The sequence below is a fragment of the Ilyobacter polytropus DSM 2926 genome (assembly GCF_000165505.1).
In the GTDB taxonomy this organism is placed as follows: Bacteria; Fusobacteriota; Fusobacteriia; order Fusobacteriales; family Fusobacteriaceae; genus Ilyobacter; species Ilyobacter polytropus.
In genome coordinates this window covers 176,010-198,074 of record NC_014633.1, presented here as the reverse complement: position 1 = coordinate 198,074, position 22,065 = coordinate 176,010, and the positions used below count along the sequence as shown (strand labels likewise).

At 33.1% G+C, this 22,065-nt stretch carries 18 protein-coding genes; 10 read left to right on the top strand and 8 right to left on the bottom strand.

Annotated elements, in window-relative coordinates:
* Positions 1–73 precede the first annotated feature (73 nt).
* From ILYOP_RS10865 to ILYOP_RS10850, 4 genes are all read left to right on the top strand, one after another.
* Complete coding sequence (locus tag ILYOP_RS10865; RefSeq protein ID WP_013388559.1) at positions 74–1,084, top strand: substrate-binding domain-containing protein; 1,011 nt, start codon at positions 74–76, stop codon at positions 1,082–1,084.
* A gap of 124 nt (positions 1,085–1,208) precedes the next feature.
* Complete coding sequence (gene kduD / locus ILYOP_RS10860) at positions 1,209–1,970, top strand: 2-dehydro-3-deoxy-D-gluconate 5-dehydrogenase KduD (protein WP_013388558.1); 762 nt, start codon at positions 1,209–1,211, stop codon at positions 1,968–1,970.
* 102 nt (positions 1,971–2,072) lie between these two features.
* Positions 2,073–3,458 carry an MATE family efflux transporter gene (locus tag ILYOP_RS10855; protein ID WP_013388557.1) on the top strand — a complete coding sequence of 462 codons (1,386 nt, stop codon included), beginning with the start codon at positions 2,073–2,075 and terminating at the stop codon, positions 3,456–3,458.
* Between the two features lie 87 nt (positions 3,459–3,545).
* Positions 3,546–5,147 (top strand): type 2 periplasmic-binding domain-containing protein, encoded by a 1,602-nt coding sequence (locus ILYOP_RS10850; protein ID WP_013388556.1) that lies wholly within the window; start codon positions 3,546–3,548, stop codon positions 5,145–5,147.
* Positions 5,148–5,848: 701 nt separating this feature from the next.
* Here the strand turns inward: ILYOP_RS10850 and ILYOP_RS10845 are convergent.
* From ILYOP_RS10845 to iolD, 7 genes are all read right to left on the bottom strand, one after another.
* Complete coding sequence (locus tag ILYOP_RS10845) at positions 5,849–6,505, bottom strand: YczE/YyaS/YitT family protein (RefSeq protein WP_013388555.1); 657 nt, start codon at positions 6,503–6,505, stop codon at positions 5,849–5,851.
* 161 nt (positions 6,506–6,666) lie between these two features.
* The gene (locus ILYOP_RS10840) at positions 6,667–7,488 is read right to left on the bottom strand and encodes a sugar phosphate isomerase/epimerase family protein (RefSeq protein ID WP_013388554.1); all 822 of its coding nucleotides are present in this window, start codon (positions 7,486–7,488) and stop codon (positions 6,667–6,669) included.
* A gap of 20 nt (positions 7,489–7,508) precedes the next feature.
* On the bottom strand, positions 7,509–8,306 hold the full coding sequence (locus tag ILYOP_RS10835; RefSeq protein ID WP_013388553.1) for a 5-deoxy-glucuronate isomerase: 798 nt from the start codon (positions 8,304–8,306) through the stop codon (positions 7,509–7,511).
* Positions 8,307–8,424: 118 nt separating this feature from the next.
* Entirely contained in the window at positions 8,425–9,180 is a 756-nt protein-coding gene (locus ILYOP_RS10830; protein WP_013388552.1) for a DeoR/GlpR family DNA-binding transcription regulator, read from the bottom strand.
* A 111-nt stretch (positions 9,181–9,291) separates the two neighbouring features.
* Complete coding sequence (gene iolG / locus ILYOP_RS10825) at positions 9,292–10,305, bottom strand: inositol 2-dehydrogenase (RefSeq protein ID WP_013388551.1); 1,014 nt, start codon at positions 10,303–10,305, stop codon at positions 9,292–9,294.
* 31 nt (positions 10,306–10,336) lie between these two features.
* Positions 10,337–11,260, bottom strand: a complete 924-nt coding sequence (iolE, locus tag ILYOP_RS10820) for a myo-inosose-2 dehydratase (protein WP_013388550.1) — start codon at positions 11,258–11,260, stop codon at positions 10,337–10,339.
* A gap of 65 nt (positions 11,261–11,325) precedes the next feature.
* Positions 11,326–13,254 carry a 3D-(3,5/4)-trihydroxycyclohexane-1,2-dione acylhydrolase (decyclizing) gene (gene iolD, locus ILYOP_RS10815; RefSeq protein ID WP_041921280.1) on the bottom strand — a complete coding sequence of 643 codons (1,929 nt, stop codon included), beginning with the start codon at positions 13,252–13,254 and terminating at the stop codon, positions 11,326–11,328.
* Positions 13,255–13,682: 428 nt separating this feature from the next.
* On the opposite strand from iolD, the gene ILYOP_RS10810 reads away from it, so the two are divergent.
* From ILYOP_RS10810 to ILYOP_RS10790, 5 genes are all read left to right on the top strand, one after another.
* Positions 13,683–14,618 (top strand): sugar ABC transporter substrate-binding protein, encoded by a 936-nt coding sequence (locus ILYOP_RS10810; RefSeq protein WP_013388548.1) that lies wholly within the window; start codon positions 13,683–13,685, stop codon positions 14,616–14,618.
* A gap of 14 nt (positions 14,619–14,632) precedes the next feature.
* Positions 14,633–16,123, top strand: coding sequence for a sugar ABC transporter ATP-binding protein (locus ILYOP_RS10805; RefSeq protein ID WP_013388547.1), 1,491 nt, complete (start codon positions 14,633–14,635; stop codon positions 16,121–16,123).
* 108 nt (positions 16,124–16,231) lie between these two features.
* The gene (locus tag ILYOP_RS10800) at positions 16,232–17,221 is read left to right on the top strand and encodes an ABC transporter permease (RefSeq protein WP_013388546.1); all 990 of its coding nucleotides are present in this window, start codon (positions 16,232–16,234) and stop codon (positions 17,219–17,221) included.
* 60 nt (positions 17,222–17,281) lie between these two features.
* Positions 17,282–18,298: a 5-dehydro-2-deoxygluconokinase gene (gene iolC / locus ILYOP_RS10795; protein ID WP_013388545.1), complete on the top strand. Its 1,017-nt coding sequence runs from the start codon at positions 17,282–17,284 to the stop codon at positions 18,296–18,298.
* On the top strand, positions 18,282–19,115 hold the full coding sequence (locus tag ILYOP_RS10790) for a class II fructose-bisphosphate aldolase (protein WP_013388544.1): 834 nt from the start codon (positions 18,282–18,284) through the stop codon (positions 19,113–19,115). Before iolC ends, ILYOP_RS10790 begins: the two co-directional genes overlap by 17 nt.
* A 533-nt stretch (positions 19,116–19,648) precedes the next feature.
* Here the strand turns inward: ILYOP_RS10790 and ILYOP_RS10785 are convergent.
* Complete coding sequence (locus ILYOP_RS10785; protein ID WP_013388543.1) at positions 19,649–21,007, bottom strand: short-chain fatty acid transporter; 1,359 nt, start codon at positions 21,005–21,007, stop codon at positions 19,649–19,651.
* Between the two features lie 344 nt (positions 21,008–21,351).
* Here ILYOP_RS10785 and ILYOP_RS10780 point away from each other — a divergent pair, with 344 nt between their 5' ends.
* The gene (locus ILYOP_RS10780) at positions 21,352–21,909 is read left to right on the top strand and encodes a TetR/AcrR family transcriptional regulator (RefSeq protein ID WP_013388542.1); all 558 of its coding nucleotides are present in this window, start codon (positions 21,352–21,354) and stop codon (positions 21,907–21,909) included.
* Positions 21,910–22,065: the final 156 nt, after the last annotated feature.

The window sequence follows — 22,065 nt, the reverse complement described above, 5'->3', positions numbered from 1 at the left end:
GGAATTAATAAAAATCCAAATACAAATTATAATAATTTGTATTTGGATTTAATTTTTAAAGAGGGGTATTTTGATGAAACGAGTTAAAATGAGTGATGTTGCCAAGAAAACAGGGGTATCTCTTAGTACAGTTTCTCAGTATATGAATGGCAGATATGAATATATGTCTAGTGAGACAAAAGAGAAAATAAAAAACGTAGCGGAAGAGTTAAATTATATACCAAATTCTATTGCCAGAAGTCTAGCTACAGCTAAAACCAAAACCATAGGTGTGATTGTTAGTAATATTACAGGTTATTTCACAAGTAGCGTTGTAAGAGGTGTTGAGGATTATTGTAAAAAAAATGATTACAGTATCATAATATATAATACCGATCATGATTCAGAACTTGAAAAAAAATCTATAAATATTTTAAAAATGCTCAGAGTTGATGGTATTCTTATAGTGCCATCTGGAAAAAATAATGAACTGATAAATAAAGAAAAAAACAGCGGTATGCCTATAGTTCAAATGTATATGGAATATGATGATCTAGATATAAGTACTGTGATATCGAATTACAGAAAAAGTGCCTATGATGCAACGGAATATCTTATAAATTTGGGACATAAAAATATAGCAATAATAACACAAGAGTATGAAAATACCCGTTCTAGGCATGACAGAATTTTAGGTTATAAAGATGCTTTGGTAAATAATGGACTTCCCTTTAACAGGGACCTGATACACATTTGGGATATATCTTCTGATATGAATGTTTTATTTGAGGAAATAGTCAAAAATAAAAATTTACCAACTGCAATTTTTGTAATGCATTCAGCAATAACAATCAACCTGTTAAAACATTTTAAACTTAAAAATATAAATATACCTGAAGATTTTTCAATAATCGGATTCGATGAAATTCCCAATGCCGACCTTATGAAAACTCCTGTTACTGTTGTAAAACAATCCACATATGAAATCGGACAAAAGTCGGCAGAATTAATATTGGACAAAATAAACAACAAAGATAAAGTAAAGAGTAAGAAAATAATAATACCATGTGAACTAAAAATCAGAGAATCATGCAAAGAGATATAACGAAATTAAGGGTAAATAAAAGTAGTTATTTTTTTGTTATTTTACTAAAGCGCTTTATGAAATAAAAACAAAGAAATTCATAAAAAATATAATTGAAACATTTAGATAAAAAAGGAGGAGAAAAATGATATTGGATAGATTTAATTTAAAAGGTAAAGTTGCCATTGTTACAGGATGCAGTAGAGGACTTGGACAGGGGATGGCAGTTGGCCTGGCAGAGGCTGGGGCGGATATTATAGGGGTTGGTCATTCTGTAGCTGTGGAAACAAAAGAGAAAATAGAAGCCCTCGGTAGAAAGTTTCATCATATAGAGGCTGACCTTATGGAAACTGATAAAATAAACACCATCGTATCTGAAACAATAGATGTGTTTGGCCATGTTGATATTTTAGTCAATAATGCCGGAATAATCAGACGTGATGATTCTTTAGATTTTACTGAAAAAGATTGGGACGATGTTATGAACATCAATATTAAAACTCTTTTCTTTTTATCTCAAGCTGTAGCCAAACAATTTATCAAACAAGGTACCAGAGGTAAAATTATCAATATAGCTTCAATGTTATCTTTCCAAGGAGGAATAAGGGTTCCATCTTATACTGCTTCAAAATCCGGAGTCAAAGGAATCACAATGCTAATGGCAAATGAATGGGCAAAACACGGTATCAATGTCAATGCAATTGCTCCAGGTTACATGGCCACTGAGAACACCAAAGATTTACAAAATGATCCTAAAAGATCAGAAGAAATATTATCACGTATTCCTGCTAATCGTTGGGGTACACCAGAAGACATAGCAGGGACATGTGTATTTCTAGCAAGTGACAATGCAAATTATATTAACGGTTTTACAATTGCAGTTGATGGAGGATGGCTTTCTAGGTAATTATCCAGATCAAAAACAAGAAAAATTTTAAATAAAACTAATATGAAAATCCAAGCATCAGATTTTATGCAATCAAAGAAAAATAAAAACTAAGGTGGTTTAATGAAAGATAAATTGTTAGAACGTAGGGATCTTATCTTAAAGGGAAACCTTTGGAGAGCTATTTTTTTACTGGCAGTACCGGTAGCAATCAATGATTTTGTGCGTTCTATGTATAATTTGATTGATACATTTTTTGTTTCCAATATAGGTAGTATGGAGATTGCTGCAATAACATTTGTAGGCCCCCTGAATAATATCATCAGAGCCATCAGCCTAGGGATGTCTGTAGCAGGTACAAATCTCATAGCTAGAGAAATTGGTAGAAAAGATTATAACAAAGCTAAAAATATAGCTATGCAATTATTTACTGTTGCTGTATTTATAGGAATAATAATAACTATAGTATGTTTTAGTTTTTCAAAGGAAATTTTACTTGCGGCTTCAGCAACAGAAAGTATCATGAGCATTGCTAACCTTTACTTTAGATTGACAGTTCTCAGCTCGCCATTTATTTTTATTAATTCAGCATATATAGCCATAAAAAGTGCCAATGGTGATACATTGAGGTCTATGAATGTAAACTTGGTGGCTATGGCAATTAAAATAGTTTTAACTTATATTCTGATTTTTAATTTTAATATGGGCATCAAAAGTTTGGCTATCTCCACCATTATTGGAACGATGTTTACAAGCTGCTATGCTGTGTATGATGTATTTATTAGGAAGACAGTTATGAAATTATCATTCAAGTGGCCGAAGCTCAGCAAACAGGTTATTATACCTCTGTTCTTAATTGGTATCCCTATTGTTATTGAAAAGTCGTCTGTAGCTTTTAGTTTTATAGTGGTAAATAAATATGTTATTAGTTTTGGTGAAAAAGTACTGGCAGGTTACGGTATTACCAATCGGATCAATTCTCTTTTCTTTTCAGCAGTTGCAGGTTTTGGGACAGGATTGGCTCCTATCATCAGCCAAAATTTGGGAGCTGGTCAAGAGAAACGTGCAAAAGAGAGCATTAAGAAAACGTATTTAACAGCATTGGTAATATCATGTGCCGTCATCAGTATTGTCCTTCCTTTCAAGTACTCACTAGCAGGAGTTTTTTCTAATGGTGACAGCGCAGTATTGTACCATACGGTGAACGCAATCAGTGTCTACTCTATATCTGTTATCCCGTGGGCAATCTTCCAAGTTACCAGTGGAATATTTCAGGGAACAGGTCATACGAAATACAATATGTTCATAAGTATAATGAGGATCTATTGTTTTAGGCTTCCACTAATTATTATATTTACAAAATTTACTGATATGTCAGAATATAGTATTTGGTATGGAATGCTTCTAAGCAATATCTTGACAGGTTTTTTTGCAATGGGTCTGTATTATATCAATTGTAAAAATCTCAGACTTATTGGTGATCGCTATCTCCAGAAAGAATGCATTTAATAATCTTTTAAGAAAATAAAAAGTAGATCAAATCTCAATATACAGGTATAATTAAACATTAACAAAATATACCCAGGGAGAATGATAATGAACAAAATAATAAGAAATTTAATTATAGCTTTATCATTAATGAGCTTATTAAGCGGATGTGAATCTGACAAAAATAAAACTGCAAAAATAAAATCATCAAAACAATTAAAAGGAACATTAATAACCAAAGAACCATTGGATTTAACAATTCATATGCATTTTAGAAATAAATATGTGTATGATCCAAATGGTCCTGTTGGAAAAAAAGCTTTTGATCTGACCAATATCAGATTAACTGAAACAGCGTCAAAAATAGAGACAGACAGTAACGAAATGTTTAACTTGATGATGGCCTCTGGTAAACTTCCTGATATTGTCGGAGGGAACGAAAGAAAAAATGATTTTATAAAATATGGAATGGAGGGAAAACTTGTTCCCCTGGACGATTTAATCGTTCAGCATGCTCCACATATTAAAAAATTTTTTGATGATCATCCAAATGTAAAAGAATCAATAAAAGCTCCAGATGGCCATATTTACTATATACCTTATATTGTTGACGGAACAGCATCCAGGGGATACTGGATAAGACAGGACTGGCTAGATAAATTAGGATTAAAGCAACCTCAGACAGTTGATGAATTTTATAAAACACTAATAGCGTTTAGAGATAAAGACCCTAATGGAAATGGCTTAAAAGATGAAGTACCGTTATTTTTTAGGCAATGGGAAGAGATTATGAGGCTCACTACAATGTGGGGAGCCAGAACTAGTGGTACAGACACATATCTATCATTCTACGAAGAAGATGGAAAAATAATTTCAGGGGTTGTTCAGCCTGAATTTAAAGAGGGAATGAGACATGTAATTAAATGGTATGAAGAAAAATTAATCGACCCTGAAGTATTTACAAGGGGTTCAAAATCAAGAGAAATACTGTTCGGAAAAAATATCGGTGGAGCCACTAGGGACTGGTTTGCAAGCACCGGCGGATTTAATAAAACCTTAAGTGAGGCTATTCCCGGTTTTAATCTCCAACCTATTGCTCCTCCAATGGGAACAAATGGTAAAAGGGTAGAAGAAAGTATGCGGGCAGCTGTAAAACCTGATGGATGGGCAATAACATATGAAAATAATCATCAAATAGAAACTATAAAATATTTTGATTTTTATTTCACGCCTGAAGGAAGAAGGTTAGCCAATTTTGGTTTAGAGGGCCTGCATTACACAATGAAAAATGGAAAACCTGTATTTAAGGAGAATATATTAAATGCTGATAAAGCCGTAAATCAGATATTGTGGGAAGATGGCGCACAAATCCCTATTGGATTCCAGATGGATTACGAATATGAAAAACAATGGACAAATGCAGATGCCTTAAAAGGTGTAAAAATATACACGGAAAATAATTATATCTTGGAAGAATTTGTAGAACCTATATTGACACCAGAAGATAGAAAAATTTATGATCTGTACTGGAGTACTATTACTCCTTATATGACAGAATCAATTCAAAATTGGGTATTAAAGGGAGCCGATATAGATAAAGAGTGGCCCGAGTATATTGAAAATTTAAACCGAATGGGATTAAGTGAGGTTTTGGAAGTAATGCAAGAAGCTTATGAGAGAAGAGAAAAACAACAAGTAAAAACGAAATGAAACTTTAAATAAATTAAACTCTATATTTTTCATTTTACATTTAGATCTTTTTATTTAATAACTTACAACTAAATGTATAACAGGCTCTCTAGAATAAAAAACCTAGAGAACCTGTTTTTTTCGTTCGTTAATTTCTAGAAAATACATAAAAGTTGTCAAATTATCTCAAAAAATAAAAAATTGCACCTCACGTAATTCTAATAAAAATTATGAGTTGCAATTTTTTAATTTTTAAACTTTTTTCTAGTTACGGTTTTTTGTTTAACTAACTTAATGCTAGTTTTGCTCGTTTTTCACTAAAAACACTACTACCATTGCTGTCGATAAAACTGTTGTGAATACTTCTGCCATCTCTACACCTCCAAACTTACTTTATAGAATTGATTATAGCAACTTATCTCAACAAAATCAATGGTTGTAAACAGTTAAACTTTGATCGAAAAAGACTTTTTATTGAGCAAAAACACCTTACTGAAAAACAAATTCACTCTATTGATGTCACAAATTTTTACACTTTGTAAGGAAGTGAGAATAAAATGTCTTAGAGGGGTTGCTGAAGTTATAAATAAGATGTGCCCCCAGACTCATAATTTTTATCTTAAAAAGAATGAATATTGTTCAAATAAAATAAAAAAAACACTAGATAATACATAATAACTAGTGTTTTACAGGTAAATCAAATCTATATTTAGAATAGCAAACTATAGATCGGGCTCTTTTTTTACCTGCCTCTTCTCTACTTTCAAAAGGAGATCCTGTCCCTTTTGGGCAAATGGCAAGCAATAATGTATAATGGTCCCCATAAAAAATGAATTAAGAATTGTTCCGAGTCCCAAATTCGAAAAATCTTTTAATTTAAAACCTATTACTACAGCTATAGTAAGTGCAGAAATATCAACTAAAGTCTTAGTCTTTTGATAAGAAAACTCCGTAGTATCAACAATAGAAAAAACAAAAGTTTCGGTGTGATTCTTTGGAAGGTGCGTAACAAAAGTGATCGCACAACCCATCCCTATTACAATAAGACCAACCAGAAGAAAAAGTATTCTGTCGGCAAAAGAGTTTGTCTCTCTAAAGGGCTCTAAGTAAAAATAAAACAAATCAATAAGTTTTCCCATAACTATAGATGTAATAAAGGCTTTATATTTAATAAATTCTCTCTTAAGTATAGCGGCTACTATTAATAATATTAATGCAATCCCTATTACCCAAGTTCCAATACTGATTCCAGTTAATTTATATAAATTTTCAGGCAGTGCATCCCATCCGCCAGCTCCTAAGTCGCTAATCAATGTAAGTGTAACTCCTAAAGACATGAATATTACACCAAATAAATAGTAAATATATTTTTTAATCAATTTATCCTCCTTTATATACTTTAAACAGATTTTAGTGAGAGGAGCTTCAAAGTCTAAAAAAAACTTGGCAACTCTTAAAGGTGAATATTGAAAGCTCACCTCAAGAATTGCCGTTAATTACAAGAGTATAATTCAATTTGTTTTAAGTTTTTTATGTTTTATTACATATATTGACCAAGGTCGTCACTGAGCCTCTTCGCTACTTCTATTGCATCCATTTCCCAGTGTTTAGAACTAACTAGTTCAACAGACCACCAATTTTTATAACCCGAAGCTTTAATAGCATCTGAGTATTCTTTTAAAGGAATATCAGCCTCACCAAAATAATAACCCCTTAGTTTTGTCTCGTCCCACACCGTATCTGCTTCACCTTTTTTCCCATCACAGAAATGGATATTATATATTAAAGTTGGGTCCATTTTCGCCACTTCTTCTGGTGTAGTTTCTCCTGCAGCCCAAAAATGCCAAGTGTCGACAACCATTCCAAGGTTATCTTTTCCAACTTTTTCAATTAAAGCCATCCCTCTTTTTAAAGACCTGAATGGAGACCAGGCTACTGCCTCTAGTTGAAATGAAACTCCGTGTTCCGCACCGATGTCGCAAATTTTCTTTACGTTACTTGAAGTTATATCTAATATCTCTTCCCAAGATTTATCATTCAACTCAACCAAAGGAACGAGTTGTATATATTTACACCCTATTATCTCAGCTACTTGTGAATATCTCTTGGCTTGCTCTAACATCTTCTCTAAAGCTTCCGGCCTAGGACTTTCTATATGACAAATGTCATTGATAGAAAGGGCAGTTAGATTTTTTTCTTTTAATGCTTGGGACAGATCTTCTGCTGTGAACCCTTGGTCTAAATAATCGTCTAGTTTAGACGCTACAATTTCAACACCTTTAAATCCAGCCTCATTAGCCACACTCAATGAAGTCATTAAGTTGCATCCATTAACAGATTTTGTATGTAATGCCTTTTTCATGATTATCCACTCCTAAAAAATTATTTTTTGTTCGGCCAGTATTCAGCACCAGGCTTCTCTACCCATAAATGTTCTTCTTCAAAGTCAGGTCCTAAATATGGATTCCCATCTAAATGACGAATAATCCATAAGAAATACATTGCATATCCTGGTGCAGCAACTTGTGGATGCACTAAATCAGGATCAATTGTAATTGTATCATTCTGTTCTAGTAATTCCCCTTCGTCTCCAAGTTTCATTAATCCAAATCCATTTTCAGGCAAGAATTTGTAAAAATAAATTTCTGGTTGATTATGACTATGAGAAGGGAATCCTGCCCAACGTCCAGGGAAATGAACATCTTCTCCAAACATAATATTACTATGAGGAGTAATTTTTTTATCCATACTTGTTCTTACAATACGTCTTCCAGCATCTTCCATTGTACCTTCTCCACGAACTTCTTGTGTTGTATTTGAAGGATCATAGATATGTGGTTTAAATGCTAATTTATTTTGTGTACTAACTAATGCAAGTTCTGATTTTTCTGAAATTCCAATTAATTCATAATCGGTATTTTCATCAACATTTAAACACCATATTGAATTATCAAAACAACTTTCTCTAGATGCCTTAACAACTTGATCTCCAAATCTTGCTTCAATTTCACCTGAAAGTAAAATTACTATTTTTTCAAGTTTTTCATCAAATTTAAAGCTTTTTTCAGCTTCAAGTTCTAATATACCATAGTTCATAAGCATATTACTAAATTTACCATTAATTTCAGTCATTCCATTATAGCCCTTTGAAAATCCGCCAACAGGTTGTTTAATCTTCATTTTTTACTCCTTTTATTAATTTATTTCATCCCTTCTGTTATTTTCTTTACTATTTTTAAAAATGTCGCTATGTACTTACTTGCATGTAATAACACTATATTATAATTCTATTTAAAAATTATTTTTTATATTTTACGACATTAGATAAATTTTCATATTCTTCAAGCTTAGTATCCGTAATAATCATCTCTGGAGCCTCTATATCAGAAATTTTATATGGGGATACAAGGTTGAATTTGGAACTATCGGCAATCAAGTACCAAATCTGAGAGTTTTTTAAAATAGCAGATATAATTTTTTTACTCGCCTCAGTACTAAAAGAAACACCAAACTTCAAGTCTATGCCAGAACAACTTGTGATAGCTTTATTTATATTATATGATTTCAACTGATCATCAATTTCTGAACTATACGTGAAAAAGTTACGCTCATGAGTAATAACTTCTCCACCTATTAAGATTAAGGTATTGCATTTATCTTTTAGGTAAGGAATAGCTTCGATATTATTTGTGATAACTGATATATTACAATCATCTGGAATTTGTTTCGCCATAGAAACACAAGTATAACCTGATCCCAAGAAAATCGTGTCACCATTTTTTATATAATTCCAAGCAAGTTTTGCTAAAACATCTTTTTTTCTATTTGTAAAATCTGCCTCTCCGATATTGTCCTTCTCACTTACTACCTCAGCTTTTTTCAGCACAGCACCACCGTGAGTTTTTATGACAATTCCATCTTTTTCTAATTTCCTTAGATCTTTTCTTATTGTTACATCACTAACATTTAAAATTTTGACTAGATTATTTACCTGGACTTTTTCTTCTTCATAAAGCATTTCCATAATTCTTTCTAATCTCTGTACTGCAAACATAAAATCACCTTATTTTCAAATTTATAAACAAATTATGTACAATATTATTATACTCTATGATTTAGAAACATTACAAATTCAGTAATAATCCTAGTGTATTTCATATTGTATTTACTTTATCTCAGATATTTTAACAGGTCTCTTTTCTTTCACAGATAAAGTGGCAGCCATAGCAATTTTTACAGGCTGTAAGCCATCAAAACCAACTACAGGGACCTCAGTGTCATTAACAATAGCCTTGATAAATTGTTTTATTTCTTCTACAAAAGAACCCATGTATCTTTCTAAGAAAAAATAAAGAGGTTTTTCTGACTGTATAGAATCTTCATTCCTAATTATTGTAGTTGTTGCCGTATCATTTTTGATTTCTACAGAACCTTTAGATCCAAAGACTTCTATTCTTTGATCATATCCATAAACTGCCTGCCTACTATTATCAATAACTGCAATGGTTCCATTCTCAAACTTTAAAGTAGTAACAGCAGTGTCAATATCACCTATCTTTCCAATTTCCGGATCAACCAGACAATCTCCAACTGCATAAACTTCTTTTACTTCACTTCCAGCTTGAAATCTGGCCATATCAAAATCATGTATTGCTAGGTCAAAAAACATTCCTCCAGATCCCTTTAAGTATTCTATAGGTGCAGGTTTAGGATCCCTAGATGTAATTTTAATTATTTGTGGAGTACCAATTTTACCCTCTTTTATGACCTCATTCACTCTAGCGTAATTATGGTCAAACCTTCTGTTAAAACCTACTTGATATTTCACCCCTGATTTTTCAACAACATCTAAAGTTTTATATATTCTTTCAAGGTTGTAATCAATTGGCTTTTCACAGAATATATGCTTACCGGCATTGGCTGCCTCTATTGAAATAGGTGAATGAGTATCTGTCGATGAACAAATTAATACAGCATCAATTTCTGGGTCCTCAAGTATTTTTTTGTAATCATCATATGCATTGGGTATCCCCAATGAATCAGCAACATTTTGAACATAATCCATAGAGATATCTGAAATTGCTTTTACCTCTGCTTCAGGAACATGATAAAGTATACTCTCTGCATGAACTTTACCTATTCTTCCTGCTCCTATAATACCCACTTTTAATTTTCTCATGGTTAACTCCTTTTATAGTGATTATTTAATATTATAAGCCTGTTTTCTCGGTTATAAACTTTCTAGCTTTTATTGCATATTCAAGGGGATCAGCCTTTGCAGGATCTTGCTCTGCCTCAATAACTATCCACCCAGCATAGTTACTTGCACTTATAATTTCAAAGATATAATCCCAGTCAACCATATCTCCGTCACCTGGAACAGTAAAAATACCACCCTTTACAGCTTGTAAAAAACTTAACTTTTCATTTTTTACCTTTTGAAGCATCTCACTTCTAACATCTTTAAAGTGAATGTGGACAACTCTGTCTATATATTTTTTTAAAACTTCTGCAGCAGATTCTCCAGCAAATGTAGCATGACCAGTATCAAAAAGAACACCCACTAACTCTGGATCTGTCATACTCATTAATTTATCAAATTCAGCCAATGATTGGACACCAGTTCCCATGTGATAATGATAACCTATTTTCATTCCCTTTGATTTAGCTATTTCACCCATTTTATTTAGACCTTGAGCTATCTTCTCAAATTCTTCCTCAGTTAAAACAGGGGCATCATCAAACATTTTTTTATCTATATCACACTGGATAGTCTTACCTGTCTCACACACACCAACTACTTTCGCCCCTAAAGCCTTTAAAAAATCTGTAGTTTTTTCAAATGCTTCTAATGTTTCTAACTCAGGTTTAGTTGTAAATTCGCAACTGAACCACTTGTTACATATTTGCATGCCTCTGATGTCACATGCCTTTGCAAGTTCATCTACATCAGTTGGGTATTTATTTCCAATCTCACTCCCTGAAAATCCAGCTAAAGCCATCTCACTTAAACACTGCTGAAATGTTAATTCTCCTCCTAATTCAGGTAAGTCATCATTTGTCCAGTTTATAGGCGCACACCCTAATTTTATAAAATGCTTTGTTAAATCCATTTTACTATTTGTATTTATCATTCAATACCCCCTTTTAATAAAATCTTAAGTATAATAAAAATATTTCGGCTACGATTTTATCTATATTAATATTGTCTAGCTTTTTTAAGTGTTTCTTTTAATCCTTTAGCTGTTTCCTCTACTTCCTTCTTTTTAGCAACTTCAGCACATCCAAAGCTCCAGAAAGTCTCGTAATGGTGAGTCATTGTTTTTGGAAGAACTTTAATGTCTATCAAAGTAGATACTGTTTGTTTTTTAGAGTCTTCTACAGCTGCCTTCAGCTCATCTAGGTTTTTAACTGTATACCCAACTGCTCCGTAAGATCTAGCGTTCATTGCGAAGTCAACAGGAACCAATGAACCATCAAGTTTTCCAGTTTTAGGGTTTCTTCGTCTAAACTCAGTACCGAAGCTTCCCATTCCAGCTCCCATTTGAAGGTTGTTTATACATCCAAAAGCCATGTTGTCAAACATGATTACATTGATTTTCTTCCCCTCTTGGATAGCTGTAGGTAATTCTGAGTGAAGCATCATATAGGATCCATCTCCAACCATTGCGTAAACTTCTTGCTCTGGTGCAGCTAGTTTTGCTCCAAGTGCTGCAGGAACTTCGTATCCCATACAAGAATATCCATACTCCATGTTATATACATTAGGAGTTTTACATTTCCACATTCTTCCAAGGTCAGCTGGAAGACTTCCTGCTGCCGCAACTACAATTGCATCGTCGGCTAGAATGTCGTTTAAAGTACCTAAAACTTCTGTTACAGTCAAGCAAGACCCTGTTTGTTCTGCCACTTCTTTTAATACGTGATCCAATTGTCCTGGATTTTCAGCAACAAAACCTTCTGGACAGTATTTTACTGTTGCCAGTCTTTGCCACTCAGTTTCCCATTTTTCCTTAACTTCGTCAACTTCGCTTGTATATCCAGATTTGTAACCTATCTTTTCAAGTTCAGTAGAAAGTGCTCCTAGTCCAGCTTTTGCATCGGCAACAACTTTTACCGCATCAAGTTTGTAGGCATCATAGCAGTTTATATTGATTTGAAGTATTTCTTTATCCGCGAAAAGCCACTTAGATCCAGTTACGAAATCATTAAATTTTGTACCTACACCTATAATCAGGTCACAGTTTTGTGCAATTACATTTGCTGATTCTGTTCCAGTTACACCTATAGTTCCAAGATTGTACTTGTCGTCCCAGGTATTTCCACTTTTTCCTGCTTGAGTTTCAGCATATGGAATTTCAAATTTTTCAGCAAAATCTTTTAATACAGCTGCAGCTTCAGAGTATCTTACCCCACCACCAGCTATTAATAAAGGTTTTTTCTTATCTTTCATAAGTTCAACTGCATCTTTTAACATTTCTGCAGTTGCAGGAGTTCTCTCGATTCTATGAACTCTTTTTTGGAAGAAGCTTTCAGGGTATTCGTAGGCTTCACCTTGTACGTCTTGAGGAAGAGAAAGTGTAACAGCACCAGTATCAGCAGGATCTACAAGTACCCTAATTGCATTTATAGCAGCGGTCATAAGTTGCTCAGGTCTGTTGATTCTGTCCCAGTATTTCGATACAGCTTTGAAGGCATCATTTGTAGTTATGCTTAGGTCACTTGATTGCTCTACCTGCTGTAGTACGGGATCAGGTTGTCTAGTTGCAAAAGTATCTCCTGGAAGTAAAAGCACAGGAATTCTGTTTGCAGTTGCAGTCGCAGCTGCAGTAACCATGTTAGCAGCACCTGGACCTACTGACGAAGTACAAGCATAAATTTGTTTTCTGTGAGTTTGCTTGGCGAAGCCTATTGCAGCTTGCGCCATTCCCTGTTCGTTTCTACCTTGGTGAATTATCATGTCACCTTCATATTCTTCCAAAGCTTGACCCAATCCAACCACATTTCCGTGTCCAAATATAGTGAAAAACCCCTTTATGAATTTTTCTTGCTTACCGTTGAACTCTACATATTGATTATCTAAAAATTTAACTAAAGCCTGAGCTGTGGTAAGTTTAATAGTTTTCAATGTCATATACCTCCTAATATTTTATTTTATGTATAGTATTTTTGTTAATTTTAAATTATAGACTTTCTTGTTTTGAAATACCTCCATTTTTGATTTGAGTTTTCGTTTGGTTTCGTTTTGGTTGTTTCAAAAGTTCGTTTTGGTTCTTAATCTAACTTTTTAATCATATTACAACCAGTTACCCAACTTGTCAATAGAAGAACTCAAAATAAATAAAAGTATTTTTTTAAGATCAAAAACTACTATAACAGAACATAAATTATCTCAAATTTATACTTGACAAAACTTTTTTTTGAAACTAGACTCTAGTAATGATAAAAAAATCATGAAAAAATCGGAGGTGATCAGAACAAAAAATAACTAAACGGAACTTAGCAAGGCTTTATTTAAAAAAAATTAGAACATAACATAACTTAAGGAGGAATTAAATGAAAAAAGTAATATCATTAGTTTTATTGGTAACTGTAATTATGGGTTCATTAATAGGGTGTGGAAAGAAAGAAGAAGCTTCCGGATCTAAGAAAATTGTTTTAGGTATAGCATCAAACGAATATTCTCAAAAATGGATGACTTACCTTAATGAAAGAACTAAAACTTATGCCGAGGAACTTGGAGTGGAAACAATTTTTACAGATGCTAAAAGTGACTCGGCTATCCAGCTAGCCAACGTAGAGAACCTAATTGTCCAAGGGGTTGATGCAATACTCATAGTTATGGTAGACCCTACAGCTCCGGAACCAATTATTAATGCTTGTAAGGATGCTGGAATTCCTTTGATCGGGGTAAATAGAAACTATAAAGATGCAGAAGTATTTGTCGGTTCAGATGCAAAATCCGGTGGTATCATGCAGATGGAATATATGGCTAATTTACTAGGAAACGAAGGTAACATAGGATTAATGTTAGGAACTTTGGGTCAGGACGACACAATCCTTAGAACAGAAGGAAACAAAGAAGTAATAGATAAATATGAAGGTTTAAGCATTGTGCTAGAAGAAGTTGGTCTATGGGACAGAGCTAAAGGTATGGAAATCGCAGAAAATTGGCTACAATCTGGAGTCAAATTAGATGCGATAGTAGCTAACAATGATGAGATGGCTATAGGTGCAATCAGAGCCCTTGAGGGAGCAGGAATCAAAGATATGCCTGTTGCAGCTATCGACGGAACTATTGATGCATTAGAATATGTAAAAAATGGATTGATGGATATCTCTTTATTCTATAGCCCTTTCCGTACAGCTGAAATATCTGTTGATGCTGCACTAAAAAAATTGAAAGGTGAAGAGGTAGAGCAGTTTGTAGAAGTACCATTCGAGCCAGTAACTTCAGAAAACGTAGATAAATATATAGCAATTTGGGAATAAAAGGAGATGTAAATATGAGTTCAGAATTTCTTCTTGAGATGAAAAATGTAACTAAAACCTTTCCAGGAGTCAAAGCTCTTGACGGAGTACATTTGAAAGTGAGAAAGGGAACAGTTCACGGTCTTATGGGTGAAAATGGAGCCGGAAAGTCAACTCTAATGAAAATAATAAACGGTATTTACAGGCCTGATAGTGGAGAGATATACTTTAAAGGTGAAAAAGTTGATTTTAAAAATACCAAAGATTCATTAGATGCAGGAATTGCGATGATACATCAGGAATTAAGTCCGATTCCAGAGATGACAGTAGCGGAAAATATATTTTTAGGAAGAGAACCTTCTAAATTTGGAATAGTTGATGAAAAAAAATTATATCAAATGACTCAGGAGCTCCTCGATGGATTGCACATCAAACTGAGTCCTTATAAAAAGATGCGTGAATTATCAACAGCTTATACTCAATTAGTCGAGATTGCAAAAGCAATATCCTATAATGCTGATCTGATTATAATGGATGAATCTACTTCAGCTATTACGGAAAAAGAAGTAGCTCAGTTATTTGAAATGATAAGAAAGCTTAAAGCTAAAGGTGTAGCAATCATATATATAACCCATAAAATGGATGAGGTTTTCCAAATTACAGATGAATGTACCACCTTTAGAGATGGAAAATATATTGGTACCGGTCTTTCTGATGAACTAACCGAACAGGAAATAATTAAGATGCTTGTAGGTCGTGAAGTCAATAATGTGTTTCCAAAAGTAGATGTGGAAGAATTTGGGGAAACCTTGTTAGAAGTTAAAGATTTAACGCATAAAACTTTATTTAAAAATATTAATTTTTCCATAAAATCCGGGGAAATTATAGGATTTGCAGGTTTGATGGGTGCAGGGCGATCTGAAGTCATGGAAACTATTTTTGGAATAAGAGAATCGGTGTCTGGAGAGGTATACATCAAGGGTGAAAAAGTTAATATTAAATCGCCCAGAGACGCTATGGACCTGGGGATAGGATTGTTAACTGAAGACAGGAAGGGAACAGGTCTGTTCCTTCCCCTTTCTGTAGCAGACAACACAATTATGCCAGATGACAACAGCTATAAGACAAGTGCCGGACTTTTAAACGAAAAAAAAATCAGAGTAAATTGTGAGTTACAAAGAAAAAAGCTTAGAATAAAAACACCTAGTATTGATCAGTTAGTTTGTAATCTAAGTGGTGGAAACCAACAAAAGGTATTGATAGGACGTTGGCTGCTTATGGATCCAGATATTCTGATAATAGACGAACCCACCAGGGGAATCGATGTAGGAGCAAAATCTGAAATACATGCACTTATGTGTGAATTGGCATCTCAAGGAAAGGCTATAATAATGGTATCTTCAGAATTACCTGAAATATTAGGAATGAGTGATAGAGTTTTAGTCATGCACGAGGGAAAAATAACAGGTGAATTAAACAGAGAAGAAGCCACACAAGAAAATATAATGGCGTTAGCTGTTAAGTAATATTAAATAATCTAAAGGATTTATTGCATCAAATAAATCCTTTGGATATGAAATGTTTTCGCAATAACTAATTAAAGTTCTATAAACAAAATTTGTAGGAGGAATCAGATGAGTGAAAAAACCTTAGAATTACCTAAATCTAAAGAGGGATTTTTTTCAAAAGAAAAACTAAATGATTATTCAAAACGATATGGAATGGTGTTAATTTTACTTTTGATGGTCATAGGAGTCAGTTCAATTAAACCAGTATTTTTAAAATCTGCAAATATTATAAACATTTTCAAACAGGTTGCAGTAATTGGAACATTAGCCTATGGAGTCACCTTAATTATAATTACAGAAGGTATCGATCTGTCATCAGGATCAGTGGTCGCTCTGGTCGGTGTAGTTAGTGCTAGTTTTGCAACTATGGGTGGAAATGTATTTATCGCAATATTAGCAGGATTATTTGCGGGAGCTCTATGCGGAGCGGTGAATGGAGTAGTCATTGCTAAAACTGGAATCCCTCCATTTATTGTAACATTGGGAATGATGACAATAGCTAGAGGAGCGGCGTTGTTATATTCCGGAGGAAAGCCTATCGGACATATAAATCCAAGTTTTCTCTACATTGGAGCCGGAAAAATCGGATGGCTACCAGTATCGGTTTTAATCTTCTTACTGATGGGACTAATTTCTCATATAATACTCAGAAAAACTAAATTTGGTAAAACCATCTATGCGATAGGTGGAAACGAAAAGGCTGCATTAATTTGTGGATTAAATGTTAAGAAAGTTAAGGTTATATTATACACTTATGCGGGGCTTATGTCAGCAATAGGTGGATTAATACTTACTGCACGTGTTAGTTCTGGAAATCCTACCTCAGGGCTCTCATACGAGTTAGATGCCATCGCATCAGCAGTTATAGGAGGAACAAGCTTGAGTGGTGGATCTGGATTTATTTCCGGAACTATTATCGGAGCATTAATAATAGGTGTTTTGAATAATGGCTTAATGTTATTAGGAGTATCTCCATACTGGCAGCAGATTATTAAAGGTTTAATCATTGTAGGAGCTGTAGTTTTAGACGCGAGTAGAAATAAAAAAGCTGCTTAAAAAGTTGTTCTGGTATTAAATTATAATCATTACAAAATAAAATTTATTAGGAGAGATATTATGAGTGAAATTATATTTCAAAAAGATAGAAAATTAGATATAATTGCAATCGGCAGAATAGGAGTAGACCTTAACCCAAATGAGTTTAACAGACCACTGGAAGAAACTGAGAGTTTCACTAGAACAGTAGGTGGATCACCAGCTAATATAGCGGTGGCAACATCAAAATATGGAATGAATACTGGTTTCATAGGTAAAATTGCAGACGATTCCTTTGGAAAGTATATTGCTAATTATTTTAAATCTAAGGATATTGACACAGAGGGCTTAATTATCGATAAAAATAATCATAAAACTGGATTAGCATTTGTTGAGATTAAGAGCCCTAAAGAAAGTAATATTATCATGTATCGTTCAGATGCTGTGGATTTAAAACTTGAAATGGATGATATTTCAGAAGAATATATTAAAAATTCTAAAGCCATCGTAGTTTCTGGAACTGCATTGGCTGCATCACCATCTCGAGAAGCTGTATTATTAGCACTAAAATACGCCAAGAAACATAAGACAATCGTATTCTTTGATGTTGATTACAGACCCTACACATGGAATTCTCTAGATGAAACATCATTATACTGCAGTCTAGCTGCTGAAAAGTGCGATGTTATAATAGGAACTAGAGAGGAATTTGATGTCTTAGAAGGAGTCGACCTTCCAGGGAATAAAGATGATGATGAGACTGCCAAATATTGGTTAAATAATTCATCAAAATTGGTGATCGTAAAAAGAGGAAGCGACGGATCTACAGCATATTTGAAAAATGGCGATAAAAAACTAGGAGAAGTATTCCCAGTTAAGCCTCTGAAGACACAAGGAGCAGGAGACTCATATGCTGGTGGCGTTATCAGTAGCATGATTAAGGGTAAGAGTATAGAGGAAGCCATGCAGTATGGTGCTGGAGCTGCTGCTATTGTAGTTCAAGAAAACAGTTGTTCTGAAGCTATGCCTACCGAAGAAGAAATAAACCATTTTATAATAAATTATAAAAAGGAGGCATTAAATGCTAGTCAATCTTAATGATATTATGAAAAAAGCCATTGATGAAAATCGCATCATTCCTGGTTTTAATGTCTTTGGTTATGAAGATGCTAAAATGGTAATTGAAGTTGCCGAATCCTTAAATGCTCCGGTGATTTTAATGACAAACAGGGATGCTGCAAATTTTATGGATGTTAAATATTATGGAGCTTTATATGGAAAAATGGCTCATGAATCTTCAGCGCCTATATGTATTCACTTAGATCACGGTAAAACAAAATCCGAAATTGTAGCCGCTATCCAAGCTAATTATTCTTCTGTAATGTACGATGGCTCTAGCTTACCTTTAGAAGATAATATAAAAATATCTAAAGAGATCAGTGAATTTTGTAGAGCATGCAATGTTTCTTTTGAGGTTGAGGTTGGATGTGTTGCATATAGCAACCCTGACATAAAAGTTGATGAAAAATTGACAGAACCTAAAGAGGTTTTAAAAATGTATGAAGAAGCAGATGTAGATTGTGTTGCTGTAGCTGTAGGAAACGTCCATAGAATGGAAGAGAAAAATGGTATTATTGATTTTGAAAGACTCTCAGAAATTAAAAATCTAAATTCAGTTCCATTGGTTATACACGGATCAACTGGAATATCAGACGAACAACTTATTAAAATGCGTTATTACGGTATCGGAAAAATGAATATAGGAACCGCTGTTAGAATGGCATTTGGAAACACATTGAGAGATTTCCTTAAAGACAACCCAAATACCTTTGACAGAATTGAGCTCGTTCAAAGGCCAATGGAAGAAATGCGTAAAGTTATTGAAGAAAAATACAAACTACTAGGTTGGGGATAAAAATAATACTATTGTAAATATTTTTTCTCTCTTGAGTCCCTCTCTTAATTATTAAATGATACCAGGGTATCGATGTAATTAAGAGGGGGTTTTTTATTACCATATCATAAAAAGAACCTGCTAGAAATTTTGTTAGAGAAGTAAAAAAATTTGAAAGTATCGGTTAGATATCTCAGACCTCTTGATAATGTATATCTCTTCATTTTACTTAATGTAATATGTTTACTTTAAAAGAGTAAAATAATATACTAGCTGCCTCTGTAGATAGCCTAAAAGAATTTTAGAACGCTATTCCTAGGTAAATAGGACCAGGCTAAGATTTGAGTTTATCTATCTAAGGAAGGAATAAGATAGACTTTAAAAAGAGACTAAAACCAAAATTTTGCATAATTGTAAACTAAACAATAAACAGGCTTTCGGAAAATTTATTTCTGAAAGCCTGTTTATTTATTGAATAAAAAAGAATAGATCTTAGGTAGTCTAATAGCTTTGATATCTACACAATTTTAGAATTAAACTTGCTTTTAAAAATATTATAAAAATGCAAGACCTAAAGATATTACTACTCCGGTATAGAATAGAACCATCAAACAATATCCCATAATATCTTTTGCTCCTAAACCTGCTATACCTAATGCAGGTAACGCCCAGAATGGCTGGATCATGTTTGTCCAAGCATCTCCCCAAGCTATTGCCATACCAGTTTTAGCTGCACTTACACCTAATTGTGCACCTGCAGGCATCATTATCGGTGCCTGAACAGCCCATTGTCCTCCTCCACTTGGGACAAAGAAGTTAACTAAACCAGCACTAAAAAATGTAAATACAGGGAAAGTAGTCTGGGTTGATATATTCACAAAGAAGTTTGACATAGCAGCAGCTATGGAAGTCCCATTTGGTCCTACGAAGGTCATAATCCCCATTATACCTCCGTAAAAAGGAAATTGAAGGATTATTCCTCCTGTACTCTTAGCAGCAGAATTTACAGCATTAACAACATTTATAGGTGTCCCGTGTAAGATAATAGCTGTAAACAAAAATATATAATTAACTATATTTAAGTTAAGACTGAATCCATTTTTTATAAAATATGAGAATATATATACATAACCCATAGCTCCTAGCATATAGTTTATCGCAACTGAGCTTTCTAACTTTTGGGCAGGTGTAATTGTCTTTATATCAAGTTTTGCTTTGGGCTGTTCATCATTCAAAAGATCTAATGAAACTAATTTAGTATCTTTTTCACTTGGATTCATTGAACCCAACAGAAAAGGTACTGTAAATAATATTATTGCAAATATGACTATATTCATTGTTGAAAATATTGTCATATTTGTAGGAACAGCCTCTGAAAGGGCTCCTCCAGTTTGAGCAAGAAGGTTCCCACCTGAAGCTAATTTTAGTGGAATAGAACCAGACAGTCCAGCATGCCAAACTACAAAACCAGAATAGGCAGCAGCTATCAATAATGGATAATCCACAGTCTTTACTTTTTTAGCAACTTCTTTTGCAAGAATTGCTCCTATTACTAAACCAAACCCCCAGTTTATAAAGCAAGCTATCAAAGAAATGAAATTTACAACAACTATAGCTTGAATCTTATTTTTTGGAATAGAAGCTATTTTACCTAATATTTTTTTAAAAGCAGGCGCAGTTGCTAAAATAGTTCCTGTCACAAGTACCAGTGCCATCTGCATTGAAAAAGACAATAAACTCCAAAGTCCCTTACTCCACGCCTCGATAATTGCTAAAGGTGAAGACTGAGTCACAAATAATGCCATAACAAATACTATAAAGGTCAAAATTATAGCAAATATAAATGGATCAGGAAGATATTTTTGCATTATTCCCACAGAAAATTTTGTCATTTTGTTAAATATTTTTTTCATTGTTAACCCCCTTATGCTTTCTCTAATTTTAATTTAAATAAGTCTGTGTTTATGAAATGTCCGACTATTTTTAGCAAGCAAGTATTTGCTTGCAATGAATGTAAAAAAATAAAACAGTACTGAAATGAAACATTTTTTTTGTTACTCGGCCGTACAATCAAATCCATAAACAGGTGAATTATTTTACTTGATAAGTTATACCATATTTTTTTTATATTTACAAAAAATAAATTAAAAAAATCACTATCAATATTTAAAAATATAATATCCTTTGTCACAGAGCTATTTTTAGAGTATAATAGTTTAAATTAAATTTTTAAAATGATAGAAGGGTGGTAAGTCAGTTGACAATAGAAGATAAAATTTTAAAAACTTCTTTGGAACTTTTTTCAAAATACGGTTATTCAGGGGTCACTACCAAAAGAATAGCTTCGGAATCCGGAGTGAATGAAGTCACGATTTTCAGAAAATTTGAAAGTAAGAGTAAACTCTTTCAAGAGGTTATAACAAACTTTTCAGTTGAAGGAAATATAATAAATAAACTTAAAAATGATCTTACTGGGACTATCGAAAATGATTTACTAATTTTTGCAGAAGATTTTTATAATTTTTTACTTAATAACCAGCTTTTTTACAAACTTCAGATAAAGCAGATAGATGAAGAATCCAGTAAATTTACCAATTCACTTAAATATAAAAATTATTTTAGAGATTATCTCACAGAAAAAAAAGAAAAAGGAAAATTTACTGGTAATCCTGAGATAGTTGCAGTTTCAATTATTTCAATTGTAATGGGAATATTTACCTTTAGAATATTCAACAAAGAAATACTAGAAAATCTAAATATAAAAGATATTCTTGAGGAAGAGGTTAAAAAAATTATTAAAATGTACGTTGCTTAATTTTTTACAAATAATTTATATATACTAATCTCTTATATATGAATCACTTTAATATTTTAGTCTTTTATTATTTCAAAACTTATTGGGAATTACTTTAAATTTTAAGTATCATACTGAATGATTTTATTCAAAGTATATTTTTCACAATTTTAATAA

Coding starts and splice junctions, on each gene's coding strand:
- ILYOP_RS10835 (WP_013388553.1), bottom strand. CDS start 8,306: ATGAAGATTAAACAACCTGTTGGCGGATTTTCAAAGGGCTATAATGGA.
- ILYOP_RS10855 (WP_013388557.1), top strand. CDS start 2,073: ATGAAAGATAAATTGTTAGAACGTAGGGATCTTATCTTAAAGGGAAAC.
- ILYOP_RS10840 (WP_013388554.1), bottom strand. CDS start 7,488: ATGAAAAAGGCATTACATACAAAATCTGTTAATGGATGCAACTTAATG.
- kduD (WP_013388558.1), top strand. CDS start 1,209: ATGATATTGGATAGATTTAATTTAAAAGGTAAAGTTGCCATTGTTACA.
- ILYOP_RS10810 (WP_013388548.1), top strand. CDS start 13,683: ATGAAAAAAGTAATATCATTAGTTTTATTGGTAACTGTAATTATGGGT.
- ILYOP_RS10830 (WP_013388552.1), bottom strand. CDS start 9,180: ATGTTTGCAGTACAGAGATTAGAAAGAATTATGGAAATGCTTTATGAA.
- ILYOP_RS10850 (WP_013388556.1), top strand. CDS start 3,546: ATGAACAAAATAATAAGAAATTTAATTATAGCTTTATCATTAATGAGC.
- iolC (WP_013388545.1), top strand. CDS start 17,282: ATGAGTGAAATTATATTTCAAAAAGATAGAAAATTAGATATAATTGCA.
- iolE (WP_013388550.1), bottom strand. CDS start 11,260: ATGATAAATACAAATAGTAAAATGGATTTAACAAAGCATTTTATAAAA.
- ILYOP_RS10800 (WP_013388546.1), top strand. CDS start 16,232: ATGAGTGAAAAAACCTTAGAATTACCTAAATCTAAAGAGGGATTTTTT.
- ILYOP_RS10785 (WP_013388543.1), bottom strand. CDS start 21,007: ATGAAAAAAATATTTAACAAAATGACAAAATTTTCTGTGGGAATAATG.
- ILYOP_RS10790 (WP_013388544.1), top strand. CDS start 18,282: ATGCTAGTCAATCTTAATGATATTATGAAAAAAGCCATTGATGAAAAT.
- ILYOP_RS10865 (WP_013388559.1), top strand. CDS start 74: ATGAAACGAGTTAAAATGAGTGATGTTGCCAAGAAAACAGGGGTATCT.
- ILYOP_RS10805 (WP_013388547.1), top strand. CDS start 14,633: ATGAGTTCAGAATTTCTTCTTGAGATGAAAAATGTAACTAAAACCTTT.
- iolG (WP_013388551.1), bottom strand. CDS start 10,305: ATGAGAAAATTAAAAGTGGGTATTATAGGAGCAGGAAGAATAGGTAAA.